Source organism: Viridibacillus arenosi (assembly GCF_001955655.1).
Classification (GTDB): Bacteria; Bacillota; Bacilli; order Bacillales_A; family Planococcaceae; genus Viridibacillus; species Viridibacillus arenosi.
In genome coordinates this window covers 207,540-231,109 of sequence record NZ_MSPW01000006.1, presented here as the reverse complement: position 1 = coordinate 231,109, position 23,570 = coordinate 207,540, and the positions used below count along the sequence as shown (strand labels likewise).

Sequence of the window (23,570 nt, the reverse complement as noted above, 5' to 3'; positions counted from 1 at the left end):
GTAATCCTCCTTTGTGATGTAAGTGCAAAAAATATTTGCATTTATAAATTGTTTACACTTATAATAATGCAAAAGATTATTGCGTTTTTCAAGTAAAAAATATTTAAAATTATAAAAAAATTTCAAGGTGATAAAATATGAAACCAATTGACAACGATTTAACCCCCTTTTACCGCCACGCTACAGAACATGCTTCTGTTGGCATTCATGCAGTAAATGCCCAAGGGCAAACGGTTATTTATAACGATAAAATGAAAGATATTGAGGGTTTGAATTTAAAGGATGTTATAGATCGTTCTATTTTAGAACTCTTTCAATTTGAGCAAGAAGAAAGTACATTACTTCAAGTTCTACAAACTGGCGAAAAAGTACTCAATGTAAAACAAACCTATTGGAATCATAATGGTCAGGAAATTACGACAATTAATGATACATTTCCCGTTTTTGAAAATGATGCACTAATTGGGGCTATTGAGTTCGCTCGTGATATTACTACACTTGAAAAGCTCGTTTACCAACCACTAAGACGTTATGGTGAACCAATTACTTTTTCAAGTATTACCGCTGTTTCTCCACCTATGAAGGCAGTTATTCAAACAGCTGAAAAAGCTGCAACAGCAAGACTCCCAGTACTTTTAATCGGGGAATCTGGTACTGGTAAAGACTTAATTGCTGAAGGCATCCATCATAATTTAGATCCTGTAAATCAACATTTCATCACGATATTCTGTCAGCGTTCAGATTCAGCCATTTTAGAAAAACTATATGAAAGTACAAACTCACTTCAAAATTGCACGATATTCTGCGAACGTATTGAATTTTTGTCTTTAACGTTACAGGAGAAGTTATTACAATTATTAGAAGAGAACCATATGAAAAACCATATGTTTATCGCTAGTATTGGTGGAGATCCAATAGATTTAATTGCTTCTGGCCAACTGTTAAAAGAACTCTATTATTTTTTCGCATCCGTCACGATTAATGTGCCACCATTACATTCAAGAAGAGAAGATATTAAACCATTTATAGAGAACTTTCTGAAACGTCATCGTCAACGTTTCGGTTCTAATATTCAAGACTTGTCTAGTGAAGTAAATGAACTTTTCCATCTATATGATTGGCCGGGTAATTTAAAGGAATTAGAAATTCTGCTTGAGGAAATTGTCTCAATGGTAACGACAGAGGAATTGATAACATTTGAAATGCTGCCACTCCATTTCAAATGGAAGGTGCAAGCATTGCGGGACTCATCACACGATGCATCCTATTTTGTTGTACAAAATACGAAGGAACTATTACCGCTTGATGAGTATTTACGTGAGGCAGAAGAATATTATTTGCAAAAAGCATTGAATATGTATGAAGGAAATATCACGAAAACAGCTAATGCACTTGGGATGAGCAGACAAAATTTGCAATACCGTATTCGAAAAATGAAGAAATAAAAAGAGGGTTCACATTAATGTGAACCCTCTTTTTATTAACCTTTTATACCTGATTGATCGATCCAATCTTGTAACTTTTCTTTTAATGAATTGAAACCAACTGCATCTTTTTCGTCAACACGCGCTTGTAAAGATTTTCTTGGCGCGTTTTCTTTACGTTTCATCGGGGGGCGTTCCTGCAGTGCACGAATAGATAAGCTGATTTTGCTCGCATTTTCATCGATTTCAAGTACCTTTACTTGTACTTCCTGACCAACCGATAAAAGATCTGCAATGTTTTTTACGAAGCCGTACGTAATTTCAGAAATATGCACAAGTCCTTGGGTATCTTCGTCAAGAGCAACGAAAGCACCATAGGGTTGTATTCCTGTTATCTTACCAGTTAACACATCTCCTACTACATATTTGTCTGCCATAAGCCCTTCCTACCTTCTGTAGCTATATATACACTATATTCATGTTAAATTATAACATAGTGGTATAGTACGGGCAAAAAATCACTTTGTTGGATTTAATGGGATAAGCCAACCATTTTCTTCTTTGATTAGTCTGAACTCACTTACATTAAGTAAATCTATTTGGTCTTCTTTCTTCCTAACAATCAGAAGACGTGTTTTAACTGATGGTAGCGATATATTTAATACATCTGCTATTTGCTCGTATGTTAGTTCACGAAAGTAATAGAGCACAATAGGATGGCGGAATTCATCAAGTTGCAAAATAGCTTGAGGTAGTTCTTGATCCTCCTCAAAGACTAAAATTCATTCTTCAGCTGAAGGTGTAAATGTATGTTTTGAACTGTTTTGTATCAATCTATGTTCCTTCGCTACTTCACTCGTTTCCTTGCGATAATAGTCGCGCGTTGCATTTAAGGTAATTTTATATAGCAGGTTGTAAATCTCTCATGATTAAATTGGTGTAAAAAACGGTAAAGCTTTATAAATACTTCTTGAGTGACATCTGGTATGTCATGCACATGAACTCCACACTGAAAAGTAAACTTTTCAACTGTTCTATGATGAAGCTGTATAAGTAGGCTATATGATTCTAAATCCTCACTTTGAGCTTTGGCGATTAGTTCCTTAACTGGCATTGTCCCCCCTCGCTCTCTGTTGTTCTGTTGGTGATACGATAGAAGTTTCAATTTTGTTTCACAAAATCCTATACTTTTTTCTAATTGATTGAGGTAGAATAAAACAATCCTTACTAAAAGGAGGACATAAAAAGTGTCAAATAGGGATCAATTTGCGTCAAAGATAGGATTTATTTTAGCGGCAGCTGGTAGCGCCATTGGTTTAGGGGCTATTTGGAAGTTTCCGTATATGGCTGGTACTAATGGTGGTAGTGTCTTTATATTGCTATTTATTATATGTACATTATTTATTGGACTGCCTATATTAGTGGCTGAATTTATGATTGGACGACGTGGTCAAACAGATGCTGTTTCCTCATTTAAAAAACAAGCTCCAGGTACACGTTGGTTTTTAACTGGTTGGGCAGGTTTTATATTGTCTGCTATTATCTTATCCTTCTACAGTGTTGTTGGTGGATGGATATTAAGTTATATTGTTCGTGCAATTTCATTTCAATTATCTGGTAGTGGCGAAGATTATTATGGTGAGCTTTTTGCCTCTATTACATCAAATCCTTGGGAAGTTGTCATTGCCCAAGCTGTATTCTTATTTCTCACTGTCTGGATTGTACAGGGTGGAGTAAAAAACGGGATTGAAAAAGCAAGCAAATGGATGATGCCATTACTATTTATTTTCTTTATCGTATTAGTTATCCGTTCTTTAACTTTAGATGGTGCAATTGAGGGCATTAAATTTATGTTCGTACCTGATTGGTCATATTTCACAGGTAAAACGTTATTGATGGCTTTAGGACAAGCATTCTTCTCCTTAAGTGTTGGGGTTTCGGCTATGCTGACTTATGCTTCTTACTTATCAAAAGAAACGAAAATAGGTAGCTCTGCAATGAATGTTGCTTGGATGAATATTGGTATTTCTTTATTAGCTGGTTTGGTAATATTCCCTGCTGTATTTGCATTAGGTTACTCTCCTGACCAAGGTCCAGGGCTAGTCTTTATTATTATACCTGCTGTGTTCCAGCAAATTCCTTTTGGTTCAGTGTTTATGATCATTTTCTTTATCTTATTATTATTTGCAACAGTGACATCTGCTATTGCTATGTTAGAAATTGTTGTAGCAACTGCGATGGGTCCAAAATATGATAAACGTAAGCAATATTCATGGCTATGCGGCTTTGGGATTTTCATCGTTGGTATTCCTAGTGCATTATCTTTTGGTGCATTGTCCGATATTAAAATTTTCGGTCTATCGATTTTTGATTCAGCTGATTTCCTTACGAATAATATTGGTATGCCAATAGGTGCACTACTTGTTGCTATTTTCTCAGGTTATAAAATTTCGAAAGCAGACGCTGCTGCTGAATTGAACACAAAAGATTGGATCTTCCAAACTTGGCGTATTCTTGTTCGTTTCGTCGCTCCAATTGCAATTATTATCGTCTTTATTCAAAGTGTGTTCTTTAGATAACGTCATTTTTCTGTCACTTAAGTTAGAAATTTCTTCACTCAAGCCGTGATATAATTTAATTATTATTATTGTAGACGATTTGAAAGGAGTGCTTTATTTATTATGATGATTCAAGATTTTCATACTCAGCTTCGCCAACTTCGTGGTGAACGTAATATTTCACTCGAGGAATTATCTTTACAAGTTTGTGTTAGTGCAGGGAAACTAGGGCGCTATGAATCTGGAGAAGATATTCCTTCAAAAGAGACGATTTTCAAGCTTTCAAATGCATTAGAAGTTCCATTGTCTAACTTAACGGACGGTTTACAATTACATTAAGTAAAAAAAGCCTTATTGCTCGAGTTTCATCGAGCAATAAGGCTTTTTCATTTATACGATACATTTGGCTTCAAATTTTACGGCTAATAGCTTATATGAAATTCCGATACATTCTTCTATAGGAATCCATCTTTCGAATGACTGCTCGTAAATTCCTTGAATTTTCTTACCTAACACAGTTGGATCATCAATATGCTGTAATTCCGCTACGACATCGGCTGCTTCCGTATCATATGTGAAATTCCCCATTTCAAAAGGATCCCACTCAGAAAGGATATGTATAGCCTTTCTATTCATTGCAATATTCTCCATATTTTTTCACCTATTTACTTTTCATCTTTAATGGTTATGATAACATAGATATAAAAAAAGAAAAGAGGGATATACTTGAGTAGATTTGACCAAGTGATTAATAGACGAGATACAAACTCAGTAAAATGGGATATGATGAAGGCAATTTACCAAATTGAAGATACATCAGATATCTTACCAATGTGGATTGCAGATATGGATTTTGCTGCTCCTGAAGTAGTAACTAAAGCCATCCGTGAGCGTTTAGAACACCCTGTGCTAGGTTATGCAGTTGCAGATAATGCAACAACAGCAACGTTCGTCAATTGGGTTGAAAAGCGCCATAATTGGACAATCGAAAAGGATTGGGTTCTCTATCATAGTGGTGTTGTCCCTGCCATTGCATCTATTGTTGAAGCTTATACAAAGCCAAAAGACAAGATTTTAATCACCCCGCCTGTTTATCCTCCATTCACTAATGTTCCGATTGCGTTAAAACGTGAGATGGAAGAGTGTGTAATGGTAGAAAAAGATGGTCATTATTCACTAAACTTTGAAGCGTTTGAAAAAAGTGCAGCAAAAGAAGCAGTGAAGTTATTCATTTTATGTAACCCACACAATCCAGGGGGAATCGTCTGGAGTGAGGACGATTTACGTGAAATGCTTCGAATTTGTGCAAAACACGATGTACTGATTTTATCAGATGAAATTCACGCAGACTTAATACTTGATGGTAAAAAGCATATCCCTCTCGCAAAAATTGCTGGTGAAGAGGCTGCTCGTGTTATTACTTGTATGGCACCAACGAAAACATTTAACTTAGCAGGTGTACAAGTAGCTATGATGATTGTTACTGACGATTCTATGCGTGATAAACTTTTACAAAATGCTGCTTCGCATGGTCAAATGGGACCTAACATTTTTGCTATTGATGCAATGAGAGCCGTATATACTGAAGGTGAAGAATGGTTAACTGAGTTATTGTCATATGTGTCAGCTAATATGGACCTTGTTATTGAGCAGATTCCTGCTGCTGTTCCTGGCATTAAAATTGTAAAACCTCAGGGTACATACTTATTATGGATTGACTACCGTGGAACTGGTTTAGAAGAAGAAGAAGAAGTGATGGAACGCTTGTTACATACTGGGAAACTCGCTTTAGATCCAGGTTCTAAATACGGGGAATCAGGTCTCGGATTCGTTCGTATGAATGTAGCCTGTTCAAAAGCAACTGTACAGGACGGCATTGAAAGATTTATAAAAGCATTTAAATAAGCAAAGAAAAACCAGTCGAATCTAATTCGACTGGTTTTGTTTTGCATCTTGTTGACGATTTTGAAGAATTTCTTCCTCTAGCATTTTTGTTTTAAGCTCTTGTTTTTTGGCCATTTTTTTAACAGTAAAAAACACAGCGACACATAGAACTAAAATAATTGCTAATTCAATTGCTGCTGGAAGATATTCCGATTTGTCTTCAGGAAAATAGAGAAACTCATTTAATACCCAAGTTTTCATCTGAGAACACTCCAATTATTATTTTTGAAGAATTTCAATTGATTGAATTGAAATGTCTTCAAGTGGTTTGTCACGCATGTCTTTTTCTACATCAGCCATTTTATCAACGATGTCCATACCTTCTACAACTTGACCGAATACAGTATGTTTGTGGTCTAACCAAGGTGTACCGCCGTTTTCTGTATATGCTGCGATAATTTCTTCTGGATAGCCAGCATCTTTCATTTGTCCGATCATGTTAGCTGGAACTGATGGCATTTGAACGATGAAGAATTGGCTTCCGTTTGTACCTGGACCAGCGTTAGCCATTGATAAAGCACCACGAATGTTGAATAAGTCATTTGAAAATTCATCTTCAAAAGTTGATCCATAAATGCTTTCTCCACCCATACCTGTACCAGTTGGATCTCCACCTTGAATCATGAAGTCTTTAATAATACGGTGGAAAATGATACCGTCATAATAACCATTTTCAGCGTGAGTTAAAAAGTTTTGAACTGTTTTAGGTGCATGCTCTGGGAATAATTTAATCTTGATTGAACCTAAAGTCGTTTTCATTTCTACTAATGCTTCGTTTGCTTGTACTTCAGTTGTTAATTGTGGATACATAATATACTCTCCTTTAAAATCGTGAATGTTTAGTTACCCTTTTTACGGGGAAAATAAAAGTAATTTTTAAAGTGGGTTTATCCCACCATCGCAACCTTAATAACTTCAACACTTTGAGGTTGCGTATACTACTTGGATACCTCGTCATAGTCTATCACAATTCACACTATTTTTCAGTTAAAAACTCCACCATTAGCATTTGAAGAGCTTCATTCAAAATTCATAATGCTTTATACTACGAATAGACCAAATAATACAGCGAAAGAAAGTGCTCATATGAACCCACAGCAAAAACGCAATTTTATCATTATCTGGTTTGCTAACTTGTTAGTTGCAGGAACAACTACTATGATTATGCCCTTTCTATCATTATACATTGAAACGATGGGCAATTTCACCGAAAGTTATGTCCAAAAATGGGCAGGTTTAATCTTTGGTGCCACATTTGTGTCTGCTTTTCTAATGTCACCTATCTGGGGACGAGTTGCAGATAAATATGGCTATAAACCAATCTTAATTATTAATGGCTTTGGCATATCGATCAGTATTTTCTTTATGGGACATGTACAAAGTGTAGAACAGTTTTTCTTATTACGCTTATTCATGGGTATTGTAACGGGATTCATCCCGACATCTCTTGCGTTTATAAGTAGACAAACACCAAAAGAAATTGCAGGAAAAACCCTAGGAACTCTACAAATGGGGAGTGTAACAGGGACACTTTTTGGTCCAGTTGTCGGTGGTTTGTTGGCAGATGAATTCGGTTTTCAGTATACGTTTATTATTACTGCGATTTCCATTGCAACTGCTGCCCTACTTATCATTTTCGGTGTCCGTGAAATCCAAAAAGTGAAAAAGAAAAATGCGATTGTATACTCTCGAATAGCAGTATTAAAAGGCATATTCCATCATCGTTTATTATTTAATGTCATGATGATTACAAGTCTTATTCAAATCGGAAATTTCAGTATTCAACCTTTACTTTCTCTTTATGTATCCGATTTAACAACTAGTGGGCAGGTTGCCTTTCTAGCTGGACTGACCTTTAGTGCTGCAGGTGTTGGGAACTTATTATTCGCAAGGTTCTGGGGCAGGCTTGGTGACCAAATAGGTTATGAAAAGGTGTTAACAATTCTTTTAGCAATAGCTGTTGTTTTCATTATTCCACAAGCATTTGTGACATCACTTTGGCAATTGATGGGACTTAGATTGTTGTTCGGTATTGCAGTTGGTGGTCTAATTCCTACTACTACGGCTCTAATACGTCGCGAAGCACCTATAGATATCCAAGGTGAAGTCATGGGCTATAATACAAGCTTTCGTTTCCTAGGGAATATAATCGGTCCTACATTTGGGGGAATCGTCAGTGGATTTATCGGAATTTCTTCCGTTTTCTACGTAACAGGCTCATTATTTTTAATAGCTTTCATTTTATTAAAGTGGACACGTAAATATCCAAAACAGCATTTAGAAGACATTTTAGAATCGTAAATTGGGATAGCATATTTTTATTAGATTACGGCTGAGAAATACTTTATTTTTTTACAGCCTTCTTGTAAAATGTGCTATTCTTTTTTATGAGCGTTTTCATTTCTTTAACCTTACTATACATATAGAAACATTTAATTGAGGGGGGTATCATTGAGAAAAGTAGTTGGTAGTCTTATTATTATCCTCTGTATTCCTTTACTGTTTTTTCTATTCGAACAAATTTCAATAGAAAAGAATACAGCTAATACTTTGGATAAAAAATTCACATCTTCCATTCAGTTAGATGCGACAAACTCACTCATTCCAACTGTCATAAGAGATCAAAATAAGGATACCTTTTCAGAGGAATATACAGAATGGCGCAAACCTATGAAGCTTGCGGATATTCCAGAGTTTGTTCAAGAACTATTTTTATATAGTGAAGATGAGCATTTTTATGAACATATCGGCTTTGACTTAAGTGCCATTGCGCGTGCTATTGTTGCAAACTCATCAAGTGGTGAATCTTCCCAAGGTGGGAGTACCATCACGCAACAACTTGTTCGCATGCGTTATTTATCAGAGGAAAAATCTTATGAGCGAAAAGTACTTGAAATTTTCTATTCATATGAGTTAGAAAGAAAAGCTTCTAAAGACGAAATTTTAAATATGTATTTGAATGAAATGTACTTTAGTAATGGCGTTTATGGTATTGGTGGTGCATCAACTTATTACTTTCAACGCCCAGTAAATAAACTAACAAAAGCTGAGATGGCATTTTTAGCGGCCATTCCAAATAACCCCTCTTTATATGACCCTGTCAAACATTTTGTTAATACAAAAAAAAGACAGGAACGCCTTATCAACAAACTAGTGGATAAGGAAATTCTAACAAAGAAACAAGGAAAGAAAATTAAAAAAGAAAAAATAACACTTACTATCAAGCAGAAAAAACAACTTTACCCTGCCTATAGTACGTATGTATTAAGTGAATTACGATCATTAATCGCCGACAAAGAAGGATTTACAAAGCAACTTAAAGCAGCTAAAACAACTTCTGAAAAAAGAGGCATTAATAAAAAGCTGACTAAAAGGGTTAATACTTTGCTAAATGATGGTCTGATTATCGATACTGCCCTATCTCCTATTAAGCAAAGAGCTGACCAGAATGCAATCGATCAAGCCATTTCCTATACTCAAGATTTACAAGCAGCAGCCGTTGTTATTGATAATAACAATCGTGAAATTGTTAGTATTTATGGAGGTAAGGAGTATGAGAAATTTGATTATAATCGAGCATTTCAGGGAGTACGTCAGCCAGGTTCTGCATTTAAGCCATTAATTGATTATGCACCTTATTTTGAAACCACATCAGCAACTCCTAATACGATTGTGAGCGGTCAGCCTTTCTGCATTGGCTCTTACTGCCCTCAAAACTATGGTGGACAAGTGATTGGCAATGTAACGCTTCAACAAGGTTTCCGAAATAGTTACAATACTGTTGCTATGCGTTTGTTTCATCAAATTGGTGCTAACAAAGCATTTTCCTACTTGAAGCCATTTCAATTTGATTCATTATCAAACGCTGATCACATCTATCCTGCCGCTATAGGTGGATTAACACATGGTGTTACGACATTAGAATTAGCTGATGCCTATACTAGCTTTATTAACGGGGATTACGAGCCAGTTCATGCCATTCGTCAAGTACAAAGTCGCGATGGCAAGCTTCGATATGAATGGGAGCAAAAGCAAAAACAAGTTTGGTCACCTAGTACCATCCAGCATATGCGAACATTATTAACGGATGTTGTTCAAAATGGAACGGGAGTTGGTATTCATATTAACTCTCCTTATGTAGGTGCAAAAACGGGGACTACTAATGATTATCGTGATTATTGGCTTGCAGGCTTAACAGATCGCTATACTTCTGCAGTATGGATTGGATTTGACCGCCCTAGAAATATGTACTGGCTTGAAAATGCTAAAATACATCATCGTATATTCTCTAATATTATGCAATAAAACAAAAAGCTGTCGTGGGTGAGTTATATCCCCTGACAGCTTTTTATGTTCCCAACATTTAAATTGGTAAACTTGCTAAAATACCGTTATACAATTTAAAAATGACATAAACAATTAATGTTATTAAGATACTCCAAAGTAAAATATCAAATATTAAAACACCAATCGTAGCACCTAACGTCATATGATTACTAATTTTATAAATGACATAAATAAAGTATGTAAGGACCGTCAGTAAGAAAATAATCATTAATAACATGAACGATTGAATGCCGAAAGCAGAAGCTATGGCTCCAAAGAAGAAAATAACATTTCCTCCCCGTGCTTCAGCGACTGTTTTACCATCAATATCTTTTGAAAAGAACAGCATTGCTAATTCATGAATTGTCTCTCCTATCAACTTTAATGCAGAGAACAACATAAAATAGCAAAGTGCAAAAACAATTAATAAAAATACACGTAACTGTATTTCTGATAAAAACTCGCGCATACCTGTGTATACACCAATAGATTTGAAGACTTCAATGGATTCTGTTACCGTATACAATCCAAAAGTTAAACTAAAAAGTATGATCGTAATCAGCGGTAAATATCCATAAACATAAGGGTTTTTCATCTAAATTCCTCGATTATTTTATTATTTATTTCCTATTTATAATATCGAACAAATACCCTTACTATCAAGGGAAACAATAAAGATTATGCCATGCAAATGTATGTATAATGAGCTATAATATGATTTGTTGACTGCATATTAAGTTTTTTTGAAAGGAGGATTTATTTGGTACAAGTATTATTTATATTCATACCAATTATCGCTGCAATCTTTATACCTGTTCTTTTTAAGAAGGTAAGAGGAATCCATACTGGCTGGTTTGTATTAATTGTTCCAGTTGTGTTAGCAGCCATTTATGCCTCTTATATTTCGAGAGTGATGCATGGAGAAACCATTGTTTCAAAGGTCAATTGGGTTCCATCACTTGATATCTCATTTATCTCCTATATTGATGGCTTAAGCCTGTTATTTTCGCTTCTGATTACGGGAATAGGTGCCTTAGTCGTTCTTTATTCTATCTTCTACTTAGATCGTACACGTGAACAATTACATAATTTCTATGTCTATTTGTTAATGTTCATGAGTGCCATGCTGGGCGTTGTACAATCAGACCATTTAATTAGTTTATATCTATTTTGGGAGTTAACATCTATTTCTTCCTTCTTATTAATCGGCTATTGGTATGACCGTGATCGCTCTAGATTTGGTGCATTAAAATCGATGATGATTACTATATTTGGTGGCCTCATGATGCTAGGAGGTTTCATTCTTTTATCCATTATGGGTGAAACGTACTCTATACGCGAACTCATCGCACAAGCTCCAACACTTGTTTCACATGATTGGTTCACCCTATCACTAGTACTTATTCTTTTAGGGGCATTCACAAAGTCTGCACAGTTCCCATTCTACATTTGGTTACCTGATGCGATGGAAGCGCCTACACCAGTTAGTGCATATCTTCACTCTGCGACGATGGTTAAAGCCGGTATCTATTTAGTAGCACGTTTAACACCTATCTATGCTAGCTCAGAAATTTGGGTGTGGCTAGTTATGGGAGTCGGTTTATTTACATTATTCTGGGGTTCTTTCTTTGCTGTAAAGCAAACAGATTTAAAAGGCATATTAGCTTTTTCAACTGTCAGTCAATTAGGACTAATTATGTCTTTGCTTGGTGCAGGAGCTGTTGCATTCCATGTTGACCAAGCGCAGGATACTGTATTTAAATTTGCTGCCTTTGCAGCTATCTTTCACCTTATAAATCACGCGACATTTAAAGGTAGTCTATTTATGATTGCAGGTATCGTTGATCATGAAACCGGTACACGTGATATTCGCAAGCTCGGTGGATTAATGAGTCTTATGCCAATCAGCTTTACAGTTGCAGCAATCGGCAGTTTCTCAATGGCTGGTGTTCCACCATTTAACGGATTTTTAAGTAAAGAAATGTTCTTAACATCTATGCTTGCTATAAAGGATTTTAATCTTTTTGCAATGGATACATGGGGAACTATCTTCCCTATCGTCGCTTGGATAGCAAGCGTCTTTACATTCGTTTATAGCTTCTATTTTGTATTCAAAACATTTACCGGTAAATATAAACCTGAATTATTACCGAAAAAAGCCCATGAAGCACCTATTGGTATGCTTATTTCACCAATAATTTTAGCTGCACTTGTGGTAATCATATTCTTTATCCCCAATATAATTGGAGACGTTTTTGTAAAACCAGCTGTTCTAGCTATTCAACCATTCTTATATGACTCAGCTAGTGCTATTCCAATTCATGTCTCTGCTTGGCATGGCTTTAATACTGAGTTATTTATGACAATCGGTATTTTCATTGTTGGCTTCTTGCTATTCTTAACGATTCCAAAATGGCAAAAGTTATACAAAATCGCACCAGATTGGTTGTCACTCAATCGTTTATACGACCGATTCATGACATTCTTAGATAAGGATTTAAATTTTATTTCAAAACTATATATGACTGGTTCAATTCGCAATTACTTAGTCTATATGTTCTCTTTCATCGTTGTCATTACTATTAGTACTTTATTTGTAAAAGATGCTTTTAGTTTCTCGATGGAGGGTACAGCACCAATTCATGTGTATGAGATTATTTTAATTCTCGTCCTGATTATTAGCACTATAACTGTTTTGCTCTCAAAATCACGCTTAACAGCCATCATTGCGTTAGGAGCCGTAGGTTATACAGTAGCGCTGTTCTTTGTTATCTTTAACGCGCCAGACTTAGCTTTAACACAACTCGTTATTGAAACGGTGTCGGTAGCACTATTCTTACTTGCGTTTTATCATTTACCGAAACTTAGTCGACATGAAGAGCGGATTCGATTCCGCTTAAACAACTTTATCATCTCATTAGGTGTTGGTGTAATGGTGACACTCGTTGCTTTGTCTGCACAATCTCAAAAGCTTGTACCTTCTATTACGGAGTATTACAAAGAAACCGTCAATACATTAGCCGGTGGTGGTAATATCGTAAACGTAATCTTAGTAGACTACCGTGGATTCGATACATTATTTGAAATTACGGTGTTATCTATTGCTGGTATGGCTATCTTAGGTATGATTAAACTCCGCCTAAGTAGAAAGGAGAATGAGCATGAAAACAAATGATGTCATATTAAAAACGACTTCACATGTCGTATTTTTTATCATCTTTCTCTTTTCAATTCATGTCTTTTTAGCAGGTCACTTTGCACCTGGTGGCGGATTTGTTGGAGGTTTACTTACTTCAAGCGCCATCGTACTTTTACTGTTGGTTTATGATTTAAAAACTGTTCAAAAATTATTACCGATCAACTATACAATTATGACTGCTAGTGGTTTAGTTTTAGCACTCGGAACTGCTTCTATAGGTATGTTTTTGGGTAAACCTTTCTTCAAGCATTATTTTGACCATTTCTATCTACCGTTAATTGGTGATACTGAATTGCATACTGCAATGCTTTTTGATACAGGTGTTTATCTAGTAGTTGTTGGTGTTACGTTAACAATCATTCAATCGATTGGAGGGGATGATTGATGGAAGTCATAATGGCCATTGCCATTGGTTTTCTATTCATGGCAGCTGTCTACTTAATGCTATCTAAAAGTTTACTTCGCATTATTATTGGTACTGGCCTTCTTAGCCACGGTGCTCACCTACTTATTTTAACAATGGGTGGTTTAGGCGGCAGTGCACCTCCAGTGTTATCAGAAGGCGTTACAAATATGGCTGATGCCATCCCACAAGCGTTAATCTTAACAGCAATTGTTATTAGCTTTGGTGTTACTGCTTTCTTCTTAGTACTAGCTTATAGAGCTTATCAAGAGCTTGGCACGGATGATATGAATTTAATGAGAGGAACTGATGAAGATGATGAGTAATTTCCTATTGTTGCCAATCATCATCCCGTTCTTCTTTGGAATGTTGTTGATGTTTGCACCAAAAAATATTCGTTTTCAACGAACTGGAGCAATGACAGGTTTATCAATTGCTGTAGTTGCTGCTATTGTATTGTTATTTAAAGTGAAAAACGAAGGCCCGCAAGTTGTAACATTTGGGGACTGGCCTGTTCCATTTGGGATTACGATGGTTTCAGATATGGTATCTGCATTGCTAGTTCTAACATCTGTTATACTTGCTTTCTTTACTGTATGGTATAGCATTGCAGCTATAGGTAAAGAACGTGAATCGTACTTCTACTACCCAGGTATTTTATTTATGCTGACCGGTGTGAATGGTGCCTTTACTACAGGTGATATCTTCAACCTATTCGTTTTCTTCGAAGTGTTGTTAATGTCATCATACCTGTTAATCGTTCTTGGTGGCGAAAAGGCACAATTACGAGAGTCCATTAAGTATATTTTAGTCAATGTAATTTCATCTGCTATTTTTGTTATTACAGTAGCTTATCTATATTCGGTTGTAGGCACGCTAAATATGGCTGATATCGCTGTGAAAATTGCAGACATTCAGCAACCCGGTATTATTACCGTCATTGCTGTTTTATTCTTAATTGTATTTGGATTAAAAGCAGCCATTTTCCCACTGTTTTTCTGGTTACCTTCTTCATATGCCGCTCCTCCTATTCCTGTGCTTGCACTATTTGGAGCGTTATTAACTAAGGTTGGCGTTTATGCTATTACTCGTACATATACGCTATTCTTCGTACATGATATGGGCTTTACGCATGAACTATTAATGATTTTATCAGTGCTAACGATTCTCGCCGGATGTATTGGAGCATTAGCATACTTCGATGTAAAGAAAATCATTATTTATAACATTATTATTGCAGTCGGTGTTATTTTATTTGGGGTATCTCAAATGAATGACAATTCTTTAATGGGCGCAATGTTTTATTTGATCCATGACATGCTAATTAAAGCAGCACTATTCTTCTTAGTTGGTATCGTCATTGCTGTTACAGGTACCTCAGATTTACGGAAAATGGGCGGTCTTATGAAAACTCATCCTGCTTTAGGATGGTTTTACTTAATCGCAGCATTTGGACTTGCTGGTATCCCACCATTAAGCGGTTTTATAGGTAAACTTTTAATCGTTCGTGGAGGTTTTGAAGCAGGTAATCTATGGGGAAGTTTATGGGTTTTATTATCCAGCTTAGTCGTTTTACTATCTGTAATTCGCATTTTCATCTATGCATTTTGGGGCAAAGAGAAAAGTCCATTACAACCTGTGGAAAAAGGTTACTATCGAATGATGTTTATCCCCACTGTTATTCTAGTAGTGCTGACGGTATTTTATGGCGTTGGTTCAGAGTGGATTACACCATTTATGCAAGATGCAGGAAATATATTAAATAATCCATCTGTGTATACAGATGCCGTGTTAAAGGAGTAGATGACGATGGCATTTCAAATCTTATTAAACTTCTTTATCGCATTTATATGGATGTTCTTGTCTACTAACTTCGCTTCAAGTAACTTTGTAGTAGGTTTCATCTTAGGTATGATCATGATTTATATTATGCGAAATTTCTTCACTAGTCGTCTATATATTAGTCGATTTTGGGCAGTAATTAAACTGGTAGTTCTGTTTATGAAAGAGCTGATACTCGCTAATTTCCAAGTATTTATGGTTATCATTAAGCCTAAGCTTGATATGAATCCAGCATTTTTCGCTATGCAAACTGAACTAGAACAAGACTGGGAAATTACGTTGTTATCCAGTTTGATAACTTTGACTCCTGGCACGATCGTTGTCCATCTGTCGGATGATTCAAAAACACTTTATATACATGCAATTGATATTGATGATGTTGATTCAGCAGTTGACTCTATCAAAAATTCCTTTGAAAAGGCCATCCTGGAGGTGAGTCGTTCATGACGTACTTTATTTGGGCTATTATTGTCATTGTGACACTATCACTAGTCGGTATAGTTTACCGCCTTGTGAAAGGGCCTTCTGTTCCAGATCGTGTGATAGCACTTGACTCAATAGGTGTTTCTATCATATCTCTAGTTGGCCTATTTTCCATTTTCATCAAAACAAGTTTCTATTTAGATATTATTTTACTGTTAGCGATTCTATCTTTTATCGGTACTGTAGCTTTCTCTAAGTTTATAGAGAAAGGAGAGATCATAGAACGTGACAATTCTCGCTAATATATTAATCGTTTTAACAATCTCTTTTGGAGCGATATTTATCATGGTTACAGCGATTGGCCTAATTAGACTACCTGATGTATATTCGCGGTCTCATGCGGCTTCTAAGAGTGCTACATTAGGTGTTATGAGTATTTTAATCGGCGTATTCTTACACTTTTGGTTAATAGAAGATCATTTTAATCCTCGTATTTTACTCGGTATTTTATTTTTGTTCATCACAGGTCCTGTTGGTGGCCATGTTATAGCCCGTGCAGCATACTTTTCAGGTGTAAAAGCATGGAAAGGTACTGTAAAGGATGAATTAAAACCAGAATATGAACGCAAAATGAAAGAAGCTTCTATAAAAGAAAAAGAATGAAAAAAGGCTTTTGTCTCCATACAAATGGGACAAAAGCTTTTATTTTACCAGTAAGGTCTACCACATGGAGGTCCAAACGGTGGTCCGCATTGTGGCCCGAAGTTCGGTCCAAAATTCGGTCCGTAATTTGGTCCATAATTTGGCCCAAAGTTTGGTCCATAGTTTGGTCCATAAAAACGATTGTAATGTTGATGTGGTCTAATGGATGATCCAACTAAACCACCAAGAAAACCACCAAAGAATGGTCCGCCGAAAAATCCGCCGCGAAATGGAAACATAAGCCTCCTCCTTTCTTTTCTATCCTATGTATCATAGAAAAGAACAGCTAGGTCTTGGCCTATTTCACTATATATCTTCCTCTGCTAAACGCTCGATAAATGTTGCCAGAGTACGCACCATTACGCCAGTGCCACCTTTAGGTCCTAAATCATGTGCACCATGAGCATCTGAAGTTCCAGCTATATCTAAATGAATCCAAGGTATATCACCAACGAATTCTCCTACAAATCCTCCTCCGAAAATCATATGCCCATCAGAACCAGGAGAGTTATTTAAATCTGCTACATCACTTTTACGAATTCGTTTCTTATCGTTTTCTGTTAAAGGTAAACGCCATACGAATTCTCCTGATTCTTCAGCAGCTTCAAGGAATGTTTCAAATAATGTCTCATCATTTGTTAAAGCACCAGTTTTATCATAACCTAGAGCTGTAATGACGCCTCCTGTTAATGTGGCCACATCGATGATATAGTTTGCACCTTGTTGTTTTGCATAAGTTACAGCATCTGCTAATACGAGACGACCTTCCGCATCAGTGTTTAATATCTCTACAGTTTTCCCACTATATGTTGTAATAACATCATCTGGTTTAAAAGCTTCACCTGAGATCATATTGTCTGTTGAACCAATAACAGCGATGACGTTTTTGTTTGGACGTAATTCGCCAATTATTTTCATTGCGCCAAGTACAGCAGCAGCTCCACCCATATCGCCTTTCATACCAACTAGTCCCGTTTTAGTTTTAATAGAATAGCCACCTGTATCAAATGTAACACCTTTACCAACTAGTCCAATGACATCTTCCCATTTCTCGGTTGCTTGGTATTTAATCGTAATAACACGCGGTTCTTCTACTGAACCTTTATTGACAGCTAAAATAGCACCCATTCCTAGCTCTTCTAATTGAACTTTGTTTAAAATTTCAATTTCGAAATCATATTGTTTAGCAAGTTCTTCCGCATAATCTGCTAATTTTGCGGAAGTTAATATATTACCTGGTAAGTTCACTAAAGTACGTGCTTCATTTACAGCTTCAGCATATATTTGTCCTACTTCAAAACCAGCCACTATTTCTTGCGTATCTGCTGTCGTAATGAAACTGACTTCTTCTATTTTCACATCAATTGCATTAGACGTCGTTTTGTAATTTTGTACGTTATAATAACCTAAGCCCGTGCCTTCAGCTGCAATAATTGATACTTCAGTCGGGTCAATGTCAGCAGTTACAAATGAATCTAACCATATTGAAACTGTTTTAACATTTAGTTTATGTAGTTCTTTTCCAACTAAGCCTAATGATTCGCGTAATTCATCTGTGCTTAGCATTTTGCGGTCTCCAAGTCCAACAAATAGTATACGCTTCACTTGAGTTGATGGTATAAAGCATGGGATTTTCGTTAGTTTTTTTAGATCCGTAGCAATATCCCCTTCTTTAATCCATTCTGTAATTGGATTTCCAAAGACTTCTACGAAATCTCCCCACCCTACTAACTGTTCTTGATTTTTAGATACACCAACAATTAATATATCTGCTTGTGCAGATTGAAATGTTTGACTTTCTTTAATAATGTTCATTCGAATCCTCCATTCCTATATTATCAATTCTATTATATCAAAAATATTACATCATACGAAATGTTCGGATTCCGAATTTCCTTAGAGTTTTTTCAATGTTCTGTCCTATGTTATAGTATTACTAACTTATTTTAGGCTAGAAAGGTGCTGATTTAATGGAGCTTCTTCACAATATTCCCCTGCTCTCCTCACTTTTTGCAATTATCTTTGCACAATTTGTTAAAATTCCTATTCATTTCATTGCAACTAAGAAAATCGATTGGTCACTTTTCACATCTACTGGCGGCATGCCAAGCTCACATTCTGCGGCTGTATCAGCCCTTACAACAGCTATTGGCTTTGAAAGTGGTGTGGATTCACCTTTGTTTGCTGCTTCCACGGTATTTGCTATAATCGTTATGTTTGATGCAACTGGAATACGTTATCAAGCAGGACAACAAGCAGTCATTATTAATCAACTGCGCAAAGATTTCCAAGTCTTCGTCAATGAAGCGAAAGGCTGGATAAACAAAAAAGAAGAAGAGAAAATGCAAGAGCTAAAAACACTACTAGGTCATAGACCAAGCGAAGTATTCTTCGGAAGTTTAACTGGCATACTCATTTCAGTTTTCGTCTATACAATCTTTTAAAATGTAAAAAAGCAGTGTCCGATATAAAATCGTGACACTGCTTTTTTTGTGAATCGAATATTCAAGTTAGAACATACGATAGCCATTTCTTCGTAGTGCTTTCATTACTAAACCTGCAATAATAGCGCCTGCAAGTCCACTTGCTAGAATAAGAATATCAACTAATTGTAATGATACTAGTTTATCCCCTAATGCCGGGAATGCCGTTCCTGGCTTAAAGAAATAATCGAAAAAACCCACTTCATCAACAATGAAGATGACTACTATTGGGTAGACAATCGCCATGAACCAAGTAGCACGGAGTAACATATTGATTAAGAACCCGATACCAAAGAACATAACGAGGAATAATATCATTGATAATACCAATTGTACAATTGAAAATGAACCAGCCATATATTCGAAACCTCCATTTTTCCTCTCATAAGTGTACATGATTGGAACAATGCTTTCAACGACTAGTAAGTAATTTCAAAGCTTTGTCATAATTCAAATATTACTAGAAAAACAATTTATATGCGGTATAGCCAAATATATTATCTGGCTCTAAATTATCTAATGCACTTTTACGAGCATTAATTTCTGTTTTTAATAACTCTAGTATCATTAACGACGTACGCTCGTCCTCTTTTAAAGCTAATGGAGACATCCAACATGCCTCATATAATTCCTCTAATTGTGCAACAACTGGCTGTAATGGATCATTCGCTATTAAATGAAAAACGGCTAAATTATCACTTATATCATTTTTTAGTACCCCTGTCCGCAAACCAATTAAGCCTAGAATGGTAGCGTCAATTCCTGTTTCTTCTTTTATTTCTCTAATTACAGCTTGATCTGCAGTTTCAGCTGGCTGTACAAAACCAGCAGGTAATGACCATTTACCATCAAGACCACCATAGCGCTTCATCACTACAAGCCATTCACCATTATTATTCTCTACTAAACCTGATACACCTAACCAAACTTTCATACGGTCTTGTTTATTCAATGACATTACCTCCCAATAAAAAACTCCCTACAGTTATAATAACTGAAGGGAGTGTGAAAGGTATAATTATAGTACGTTAAATTTACCTTTTTTAAGAACTAAGCCAGCGCCACCAACCATGTAAAGTGCACGGTTATCGATTACTTTTTTCATGAATGAAGCCGATTTACCTGTGATTTCTTTACCGAAAACTTCACCGATTGCATCAGAATCACCTAGAGAACATACAGTACCTTTAAGTGCTGGTACGAATTCTTTAGTGTCTTTGCCTTCGATTAAAGCAATAAGGTTTTCAGCAACAGTGATTGCTTGTTGCATAGCGATTTGAGCTGTTGTTGGGTAAGGACGACCAGCTTCTTCATTCATTAAGAATGCACAGTCACCAACGATGAATACTTCAGGGAATCCAGGTACACGTAAGTCTTTATCAACTGCAACGCGAGCACGTTTAGATGGGATATCTGATTCTTCAACAATGCGAGAACCACGAACACCGGCAGCCCATACTACAGTACCAGCTTTGATGAATTCGAATTCTTCTTCGCCTTTTTTAATTTTAACGCCTTCAGGAGTAGCTTGAACTACTGGAGTACCGATTGAGAATTCGATACCTTTTTTAGTTAGATAACCAACAGCGTATTCTACTAATTCACGAGAGAACATAGGTAATACAGTTGGAGCTGCTTCTACACAGACAACTCGTACTTTTTCTTGCGGTGCATCATATTCTTTGCAAAGCTCTGGAATACGGTTAGCTAATTCACCAAGGAATTCGATACCTGTAAATCCTGCGCCACCAACTACGATTGTTAATAAGGTATCATCTTTTTCAGCAGGAGCTTGTGATGCCCATTCAGCGAACTGAGAGTTAATATGATCGCGAAGTTTACGAGCTTCGTTTACATCAGAAATACCGAATGCAAATTTATCTAAACCTTCGATACCAAAAGTCTCACCTTCAAAACCAAGACCTACTACTAGGTAATCGTATGACATTTCACCAGCATCAGTAATTACTTTTTTATTTGTAGCGTCAATAGATTCAACAGCTGCTTGTACAAAGTTAACTTTGTTATTTAACACACTTTGAATGTCATAACGTACTTTCTCTGGAGATAGAGTTCCTGCTGAAGCTTCGTGTAACCAAGTTGACTCATAGTGGTATGAGTTTTTGTTTACAATTGTAATATCGGCTACATTAGAACCAATTTTCTTTTGCAAGTTAACAGCTGTTGTTAAGCCACCATATCCTGCACCCAATATTAATATTTTCGGTCTATTCACTAGAATCGAAACCACCTTTAAAATTTTATATTCTCTGACCAATAAAAAAGAAGTATTTTACATACTTCATCTCTACCATCAGTGTGTCTATTTTTCGACAAAATACCTACATACTATATTAGACCTTTTGTTAACTGATTTCAATAGAGTAATGTTGAAAAAACGAGCTAATTAAGTTACTATTTCAGGGTTGTTTTTTTTCTATTTATCCCTTTTAGTATAATTTATTAATTTTTGTCAATTTATCATTATGATAAATACATGCATAATATTCGTTCACAAGCAACTAATTAGATGCTAAATATTAGTTTATTTATTCCCCTAAAAAAATAAAGTATCCATAAAAAAATAAAAACCTTCTCAAAGTTATCGAAATGAGAAGGTTTTTTTATATAGTTTTTAGATTAACAACTTTCAGGAGTACCTTCTGTTTTGGCTGTTCTAAACGAAGTTCCACAACCACATGATGCGATAGCATTTGGATTATCAATTGTAAACCCGCCACCCATTAGTGATTCTTTATAATCGATTTTAGTTCCTTTTAAGATTGGTGCATCTTCACTGGAAACAAGAATTTGTAAACCATGTTCTTCTTGTATAAAATCATTTTCTGCCTTTTCGTTTTCGAATCCCATACCGTATGACAGACCACTACAGCCGCCACCTTTTACAGCAATGCGTAAAAAAGAGCCTTCTTCTTCATTGTGCTGCATCATTTCTTTTACATGGATAGCAGCAGCTTCAGTAATTTCAATTACTTGCGTCATCTGTGTCACCTTCTTTCATGTTTCTATCATAACAATAATTTATGTTGGAGTAAAACATCTCATACTCGGAAATTTGACACATCTAAAGGCCTTTCATCTGGTATAATTGATTCATATATACAAATAGGGAATGAGGACTACATTATGGAAATTTCACCTTATTACGAGAAGCAAATAGACTGCATTCATTGTAAAAAGAAATTTAAAACAATAAAAGTGCGATCAAAATTTATTAAGGTTAGTAATAATGAAAGTGATTTTCATCCGTTATACGAAAATGATTTTAACCCTCTTTTATATAATGCATTTGTATGTGAGCACTGTGGATTTTCTTTCACGGAAGACTTTACAAAATATTTTGGACCAGGCATATCAGAAGAGATCGATCAAAAAATCAGCTTGCATTGGAAAAAACATTCATTTGATAAAGAACGAACTATAGATGATGCACTTCAAGTATATAAATTAGCACTAGTTTGTGGACATATAAAAAAAGAAAAGCATATTACACTAGCGGGACTTGCATTAAGAACAGCTTGGCTATACCGTACGCTTGATAACAAAGAGCTAGAAAATCGATTTATGCTTATTGCTCGAAATCAATATATAGATGCTTTCTCCAATGGCGATCATAACGGTACTTCTATGTCGGAAGTTCGTGTTATCTACTTAATAGCCGAATTATCGAGAAGATTAGGAGAACGCGAAGAAGCCATTCGCTACTTCTCTCGTGTAATAGAAAAGCAACGTAGTTCAAATGAAACGAAAATTATTGAAATGGCCAAGGAACAATGGCAAACAATGAGACTTGAAAATGAAATGACTGAACGCACCAAAGTTCTATGATTCCTTTTGTAATTTACACTTATCTATAAGAAAAAAAGAGCCTTATAAAAACTGGCTCTTTTTTTTCTCTATACGGTTGTTGTTTAGAATACTTGTTCTACCTCAATAACACCTGGTACTTCTTCTAATAACGCACGTTCAATCCCTGCTTTTAAAGTGATTGTAGAACTTGGGCAGCTTCCGCATGCGCCTAGTAAACGTAATTTTACGATACCATCTTCTATATCAACTAATTCACAGTCTCCTCCATCACGAAGAAGGAATGGGCGTAATTTATCTAAAACTTCTTGTACTTGTTCTTGCATTTTCAATCGACTCCTTTCCTTATAATTATTATAATATCAGACGAACACAAAGGAAAGTAATTAAAATGCTCAATTAATGGTATAACAATATTATAATTACTATCCACTCCAA

29 protein-coding genes are annotated in these 23,570 nt (G+C 35.8%); 15 read left to right on the top strand and 14 right to left on the bottom strand.

Annotated elements, in window-relative coordinates:
- The first annotated feature begins 137 nt into the window (after positions 1–137).
- Positions 138–1,445 carry a sigma-54-dependent Fis family transcriptional regulator gene (locus tag BK137_RS13285; protein ID WP_038188482.1) on the top strand — a complete coding sequence of 436 codons (1,308 nt, stop codon included), beginning with the start codon at positions 138–140 and terminating at the stop codon, positions 1,443–1,445.
- A 35-nt stretch (positions 1,446–1,480) separates the two neighbouring features.
- Here BK137_RS13285 and yugI read toward each other — a convergent pair whose 3' ends face one another.
- From yugI to BK137_RS22660, 3 genes are all read right to left on the bottom strand, one after another.
- Positions 1,481–1,861, bottom strand: coding sequence for a S1 domain-containing post-transcriptional regulator GSP13 (gene yugI / locus BK137_RS13280; RefSeq protein WP_038188484.1), 381 nt, complete (start codon positions 1,859–1,861; stop codon positions 1,481–1,483).
- A gap of 81 nt (positions 1,862–1,942) precedes the next feature.
- Positions 1,943–2,134 (bottom strand): RNA polymerase sigma factor, encoded by a 192-nt coding sequence (locus BK137_RS22665; RefSeq protein WP_235175764.1) that lies wholly within the window; start codon positions 2,132–2,134, stop codon positions 1,943–1,945.
- Positions 2,135–2,313: 179 nt separating this feature from the next.
- Positions 2,314–2,538 carry a sigma factor gene (locus tag BK137_RS22660; RefSeq protein WP_235175762.1) on the bottom strand — a complete coding sequence of 75 codons (225 nt, stop codon included), beginning with the start codon at positions 2,536–2,538 and terminating at the stop codon, positions 2,314–2,316.
- A gap of 133 nt (positions 2,539–2,671) precedes the next feature.
- Here BK137_RS22660 and BK137_RS13270 point away from each other — a divergent pair, with 133 nt between their 5' ends.
- Both BK137_RS13270 and BK137_RS13265 read left to right on the top strand, forming a co-directional pair.
- Positions 2,672–4,003 (top strand): sodium-dependent transporter, encoded by a 1,332-nt coding sequence (locus BK137_RS13270; protein ID WP_038188487.1) that lies wholly within the window; start codon positions 2,672–2,674, stop codon positions 4,001–4,003.
- 102 nt (positions 4,004–4,105) lie between these two features.
- Positions 4,106–4,321 (top strand): helix-turn-helix domain-containing protein, encoded by a 216-nt coding sequence (locus BK137_RS13265; RefSeq protein WP_327192149.1) that lies wholly within the window; start codon positions 4,106–4,108, stop codon positions 4,319–4,321.
- Positions 4,322–4,372: 51 nt separating this feature from the next.
- On the opposite strand, the gene BK137_RS13260 is transcribed toward BK137_RS13265, so the two are convergent.
- Positions 4,373–4,633 carry a DUF1871 family protein gene (locus BK137_RS13260; protein ID WP_038188490.1) on the bottom strand — a complete coding sequence of 87 codons (261 nt, stop codon included), beginning with the start codon at positions 4,631–4,633 and terminating at the stop codon, positions 4,373–4,375.
- A gap of 75 nt (positions 4,634–4,708) precedes the next feature.
- On the opposite strand from BK137_RS13260, the gene BK137_RS13255 reads away from it, so the two are divergent.
- Positions 4,709–5,887 carry a MalY/PatB family protein gene (locus BK137_RS13255; protein WP_038188493.1) on the top strand — a complete coding sequence of 393 codons (1,179 nt, stop codon included), beginning with the start codon at positions 4,709–4,711 and terminating at the stop codon, positions 5,885–5,887.
- 21 nt (positions 5,888–5,908) lie between these two features.
- Here the strand turns inward: BK137_RS13255 and BK137_RS13250 are convergent, their stop codons facing one another.
- Together BK137_RS13250 and BK137_RS13245 are read right to left on the bottom strand one after the other, a co-directional pair.
- The gene (locus BK137_RS13250; RefSeq protein ID WP_038188496.1) at positions 5,909–6,127 is read right to left on the bottom strand and encodes a hypothetical protein; all 219 of its coding nucleotides are present in this window, start codon (positions 6,125–6,127) and stop codon (positions 5,909–5,911) included.
- Between the two features lie 18 nt (positions 6,128–6,145).
- The gene (locus BK137_RS13245) at positions 6,146–6,736 is read right to left on the bottom strand and encodes a peptidylprolyl isomerase (protein ID WP_038188505.1); all 591 of its coding nucleotides are present in this window, start codon (positions 6,734–6,736) and stop codon (positions 6,146–6,148) included.
- 276 nt (positions 6,737–7,012) lie between these two features.
- Between BK137_RS13245 and BK137_RS13240 the strand changes: the two genes are divergently transcribed.
- Together BK137_RS13240 and BK137_RS13235 are read left to right on the top strand one after the other, a co-directional pair.
- Positions 7,013–8,227 carry an MFS transporter gene (locus tag BK137_RS13240; RefSeq protein ID WP_038189105.1) on the top strand — a complete coding sequence of 405 codons (1,215 nt, stop codon included), beginning with the start codon at positions 7,013–7,015 and terminating at the stop codon, positions 8,225–8,227.
- Positions 8,228–8,377: 150 nt separating this feature from the next.
- Positions 8,378–10,231 (top strand): transglycosylase domain-containing protein, encoded by a 1,854-nt coding sequence (locus tag BK137_RS13235; RefSeq protein ID WP_038188508.1) that lies wholly within the window; start codon positions 8,378–8,380, stop codon positions 10,229–10,231.
- A gap of 58 nt (positions 10,232–10,289) precedes the next feature.
- On the opposite strand, the gene BK137_RS13230 is transcribed toward BK137_RS13235, so the two are convergent.
- A complete protein-coding gene (locus BK137_RS13230; protein ID WP_038188511.1) occupies positions 10,290–10,847 on the bottom strand; it encodes a DUF5366 family protein in 558 nt (185 codons plus the stop codon).
- 165 nt (positions 10,848–11,012) lie between these two features.
- Here BK137_RS13230 and BK137_RS13225 point away from each other — a divergent pair, with 165 nt between their 5' ends.
- The 7 genes from BK137_RS13225 to mnhG are packed head-to-tail and all read left to right on the top strand — an operon-like array spanning position 11,013 to position 16,782.
- On the top strand, positions 11,013–13,427 hold the full coding sequence (locus tag BK137_RS13225; RefSeq protein ID WP_038188514.1) for a Na+/H+ antiporter subunit A: 2,415 nt from the start codon (positions 11,013–11,015) through the stop codon (positions 13,425–13,427).
- Positions 13,414–13,836 (top strand): Na(+)/H(+) antiporter subunit B, encoded by a 423-nt coding sequence (locus tag BK137_RS13220; protein ID WP_038188517.1) that lies wholly within the window; start codon positions 13,414–13,416, stop codon positions 13,834–13,836. The genes BK137_RS13225 and BK137_RS13220 overlap by 14 nt, the downstream gene beginning before the upstream one ends.
- Entirely contained in the window at positions 13,836–14,180 is a 345-nt protein-coding gene (locus BK137_RS13215; RefSeq protein ID WP_038188520.1) for a Na(+)/H(+) antiporter subunit C, read from the top strand. Before BK137_RS13220 ends, BK137_RS13215 begins: the two co-directional genes overlap by 1 nt.
- The gene (locus tag BK137_RS13210) at positions 14,173–15,657 is read left to right on the top strand and encodes a Na+/H+ antiporter subunit D (RefSeq protein WP_038189109.1); all 1,485 of its coding nucleotides are present in this window, start codon (positions 14,173–14,175) and stop codon (positions 15,655–15,657) included. Before BK137_RS13215 ends, BK137_RS13210 begins: the two co-directional genes overlap by 8 nt.
- Before the next feature lie 6 nt (positions 15,658–15,663).
- Positions 15,664–16,143: a Na+/H+ antiporter subunit E gene (locus tag BK137_RS13205; protein WP_038188523.1), complete on the top strand. Its 480-nt coding sequence runs from the start codon at positions 15,664–15,666 to the stop codon at positions 16,141–16,143.
- The gene (locus BK137_RS13200) at positions 16,140–16,421 is read left to right on the top strand and encodes a Na(+)/H(+) antiporter subunit F1 (RefSeq protein WP_038188525.1); all 282 of its coding nucleotides are present in this window, start codon (positions 16,140–16,142) and stop codon (positions 16,419–16,421) included. Before BK137_RS13205 ends, BK137_RS13200 begins: the two co-directional genes overlap by 4 nt.
- Positions 16,405–16,782, top strand: coding sequence for a monovalent cation/H(+) antiporter subunit G (mnhG, locus tag BK137_RS13195; RefSeq protein ID WP_038188527.1), 378 nt, complete (start codon positions 16,405–16,407; stop codon positions 16,780–16,782). Before BK137_RS13200 ends, mnhG begins: the two co-directional genes overlap by 17 nt.
- A gap of 44 nt (positions 16,783–16,826) precedes the next feature.
- On the opposite strand, the gene BK137_RS22315 is transcribed toward mnhG, so the two are convergent.
- The gene (locus BK137_RS22315) at positions 16,827–17,060 is read right to left on the bottom strand and encodes a hypothetical protein (protein ID WP_051448801.1); all 234 of its coding nucleotides are present in this window, start codon (positions 17,058–17,060) and stop codon (positions 16,827–16,829) included.
- Positions 17,061–17,127: 67 nt separating this feature from the next.
- A complete protein-coding gene (locus BK137_RS13185) occupies positions 17,128–18,636 on the bottom strand; it encodes a leucyl aminopeptidase (protein ID WP_038188532.1) in 1,509 nt (502 codons plus the stop codon).
- A gap of 155 nt (positions 18,637–18,791) precedes the next feature.
- Here BK137_RS13185 and BK137_RS13180 point away from each other — a divergent pair, with 155 nt between their 5' ends.
- The gene (locus BK137_RS13180) at positions 18,792–19,265 is read left to right on the top strand and encodes a divergent PAP2 family protein (RefSeq protein ID WP_038188535.1); all 474 of its coding nucleotides are present in this window, start codon (positions 18,792–18,794) and stop codon (positions 19,263–19,265) included.
- 66 nt (positions 19,266–19,331) lie between these two features.
- On the opposite strand, the gene BK137_RS13175 is transcribed toward BK137_RS13180, so the two are convergent.
- The 4 genes from BK137_RS13175 to BK137_RS13160 form a co-directional block, all read right to left on the bottom strand.
- On the bottom strand, positions 19,332–19,661 hold the full coding sequence (locus BK137_RS13175; protein WP_038188547.1) for a YuiB family protein: 330 nt from the start codon (positions 19,659–19,661) through the stop codon (positions 19,332–19,334).
- 103 nt (positions 19,662–19,764) lie between these two features.
- Positions 19,765–20,262, bottom strand: a complete 498-nt coding sequence (locus BK137_RS13170) for an NUDIX domain-containing protein (protein ID WP_038188549.1) — start codon at positions 20,260–20,262, stop codon at positions 19,765–19,767.
- Between the two features lie 60 nt (positions 20,263–20,322).
- Positions 20,323–21,540 (bottom strand): NAD(P)/FAD-dependent oxidoreductase, encoded by a 1,218-nt coding sequence (locus tag BK137_RS13165; protein WP_038188562.1) that lies wholly within the window; start codon positions 21,538–21,540, stop codon positions 20,323–20,325.
- Between the two features lie 404 nt (positions 21,541–21,944).
- Entirely contained in the window at positions 21,945–22,307 is a 363-nt protein-coding gene (locus BK137_RS13160) for a HesB/IscA family protein (RefSeq protein WP_038188565.1), read from the bottom strand.
- 144 nt (positions 22,308–22,451) lie between these two features.
- Between BK137_RS13160 and BK137_RS13155 the strand changes: the two genes are divergently transcribed.
- Entirely contained in the window at positions 22,452–23,153 is a 702-nt protein-coding gene (locus tag BK137_RS13155) for a DUF2225 domain-containing protein (protein WP_038188568.1), read from the top strand.
- A gap of 83 nt (positions 23,154–23,236) precedes the next feature.
- Here the strand turns inward: BK137_RS13155 and BK137_RS13150 are convergent, their stop codons facing one another.
- Positions 23,237–23,458, bottom strand: a complete 222-nt coding sequence (locus BK137_RS13150; RefSeq protein ID WP_038188571.1) for a NifU family protein — start codon at positions 23,456–23,458, stop codon at positions 23,237–23,239.
- Between the last annotated feature and the right edge of the window lie 112 nt (positions 23,459–23,570).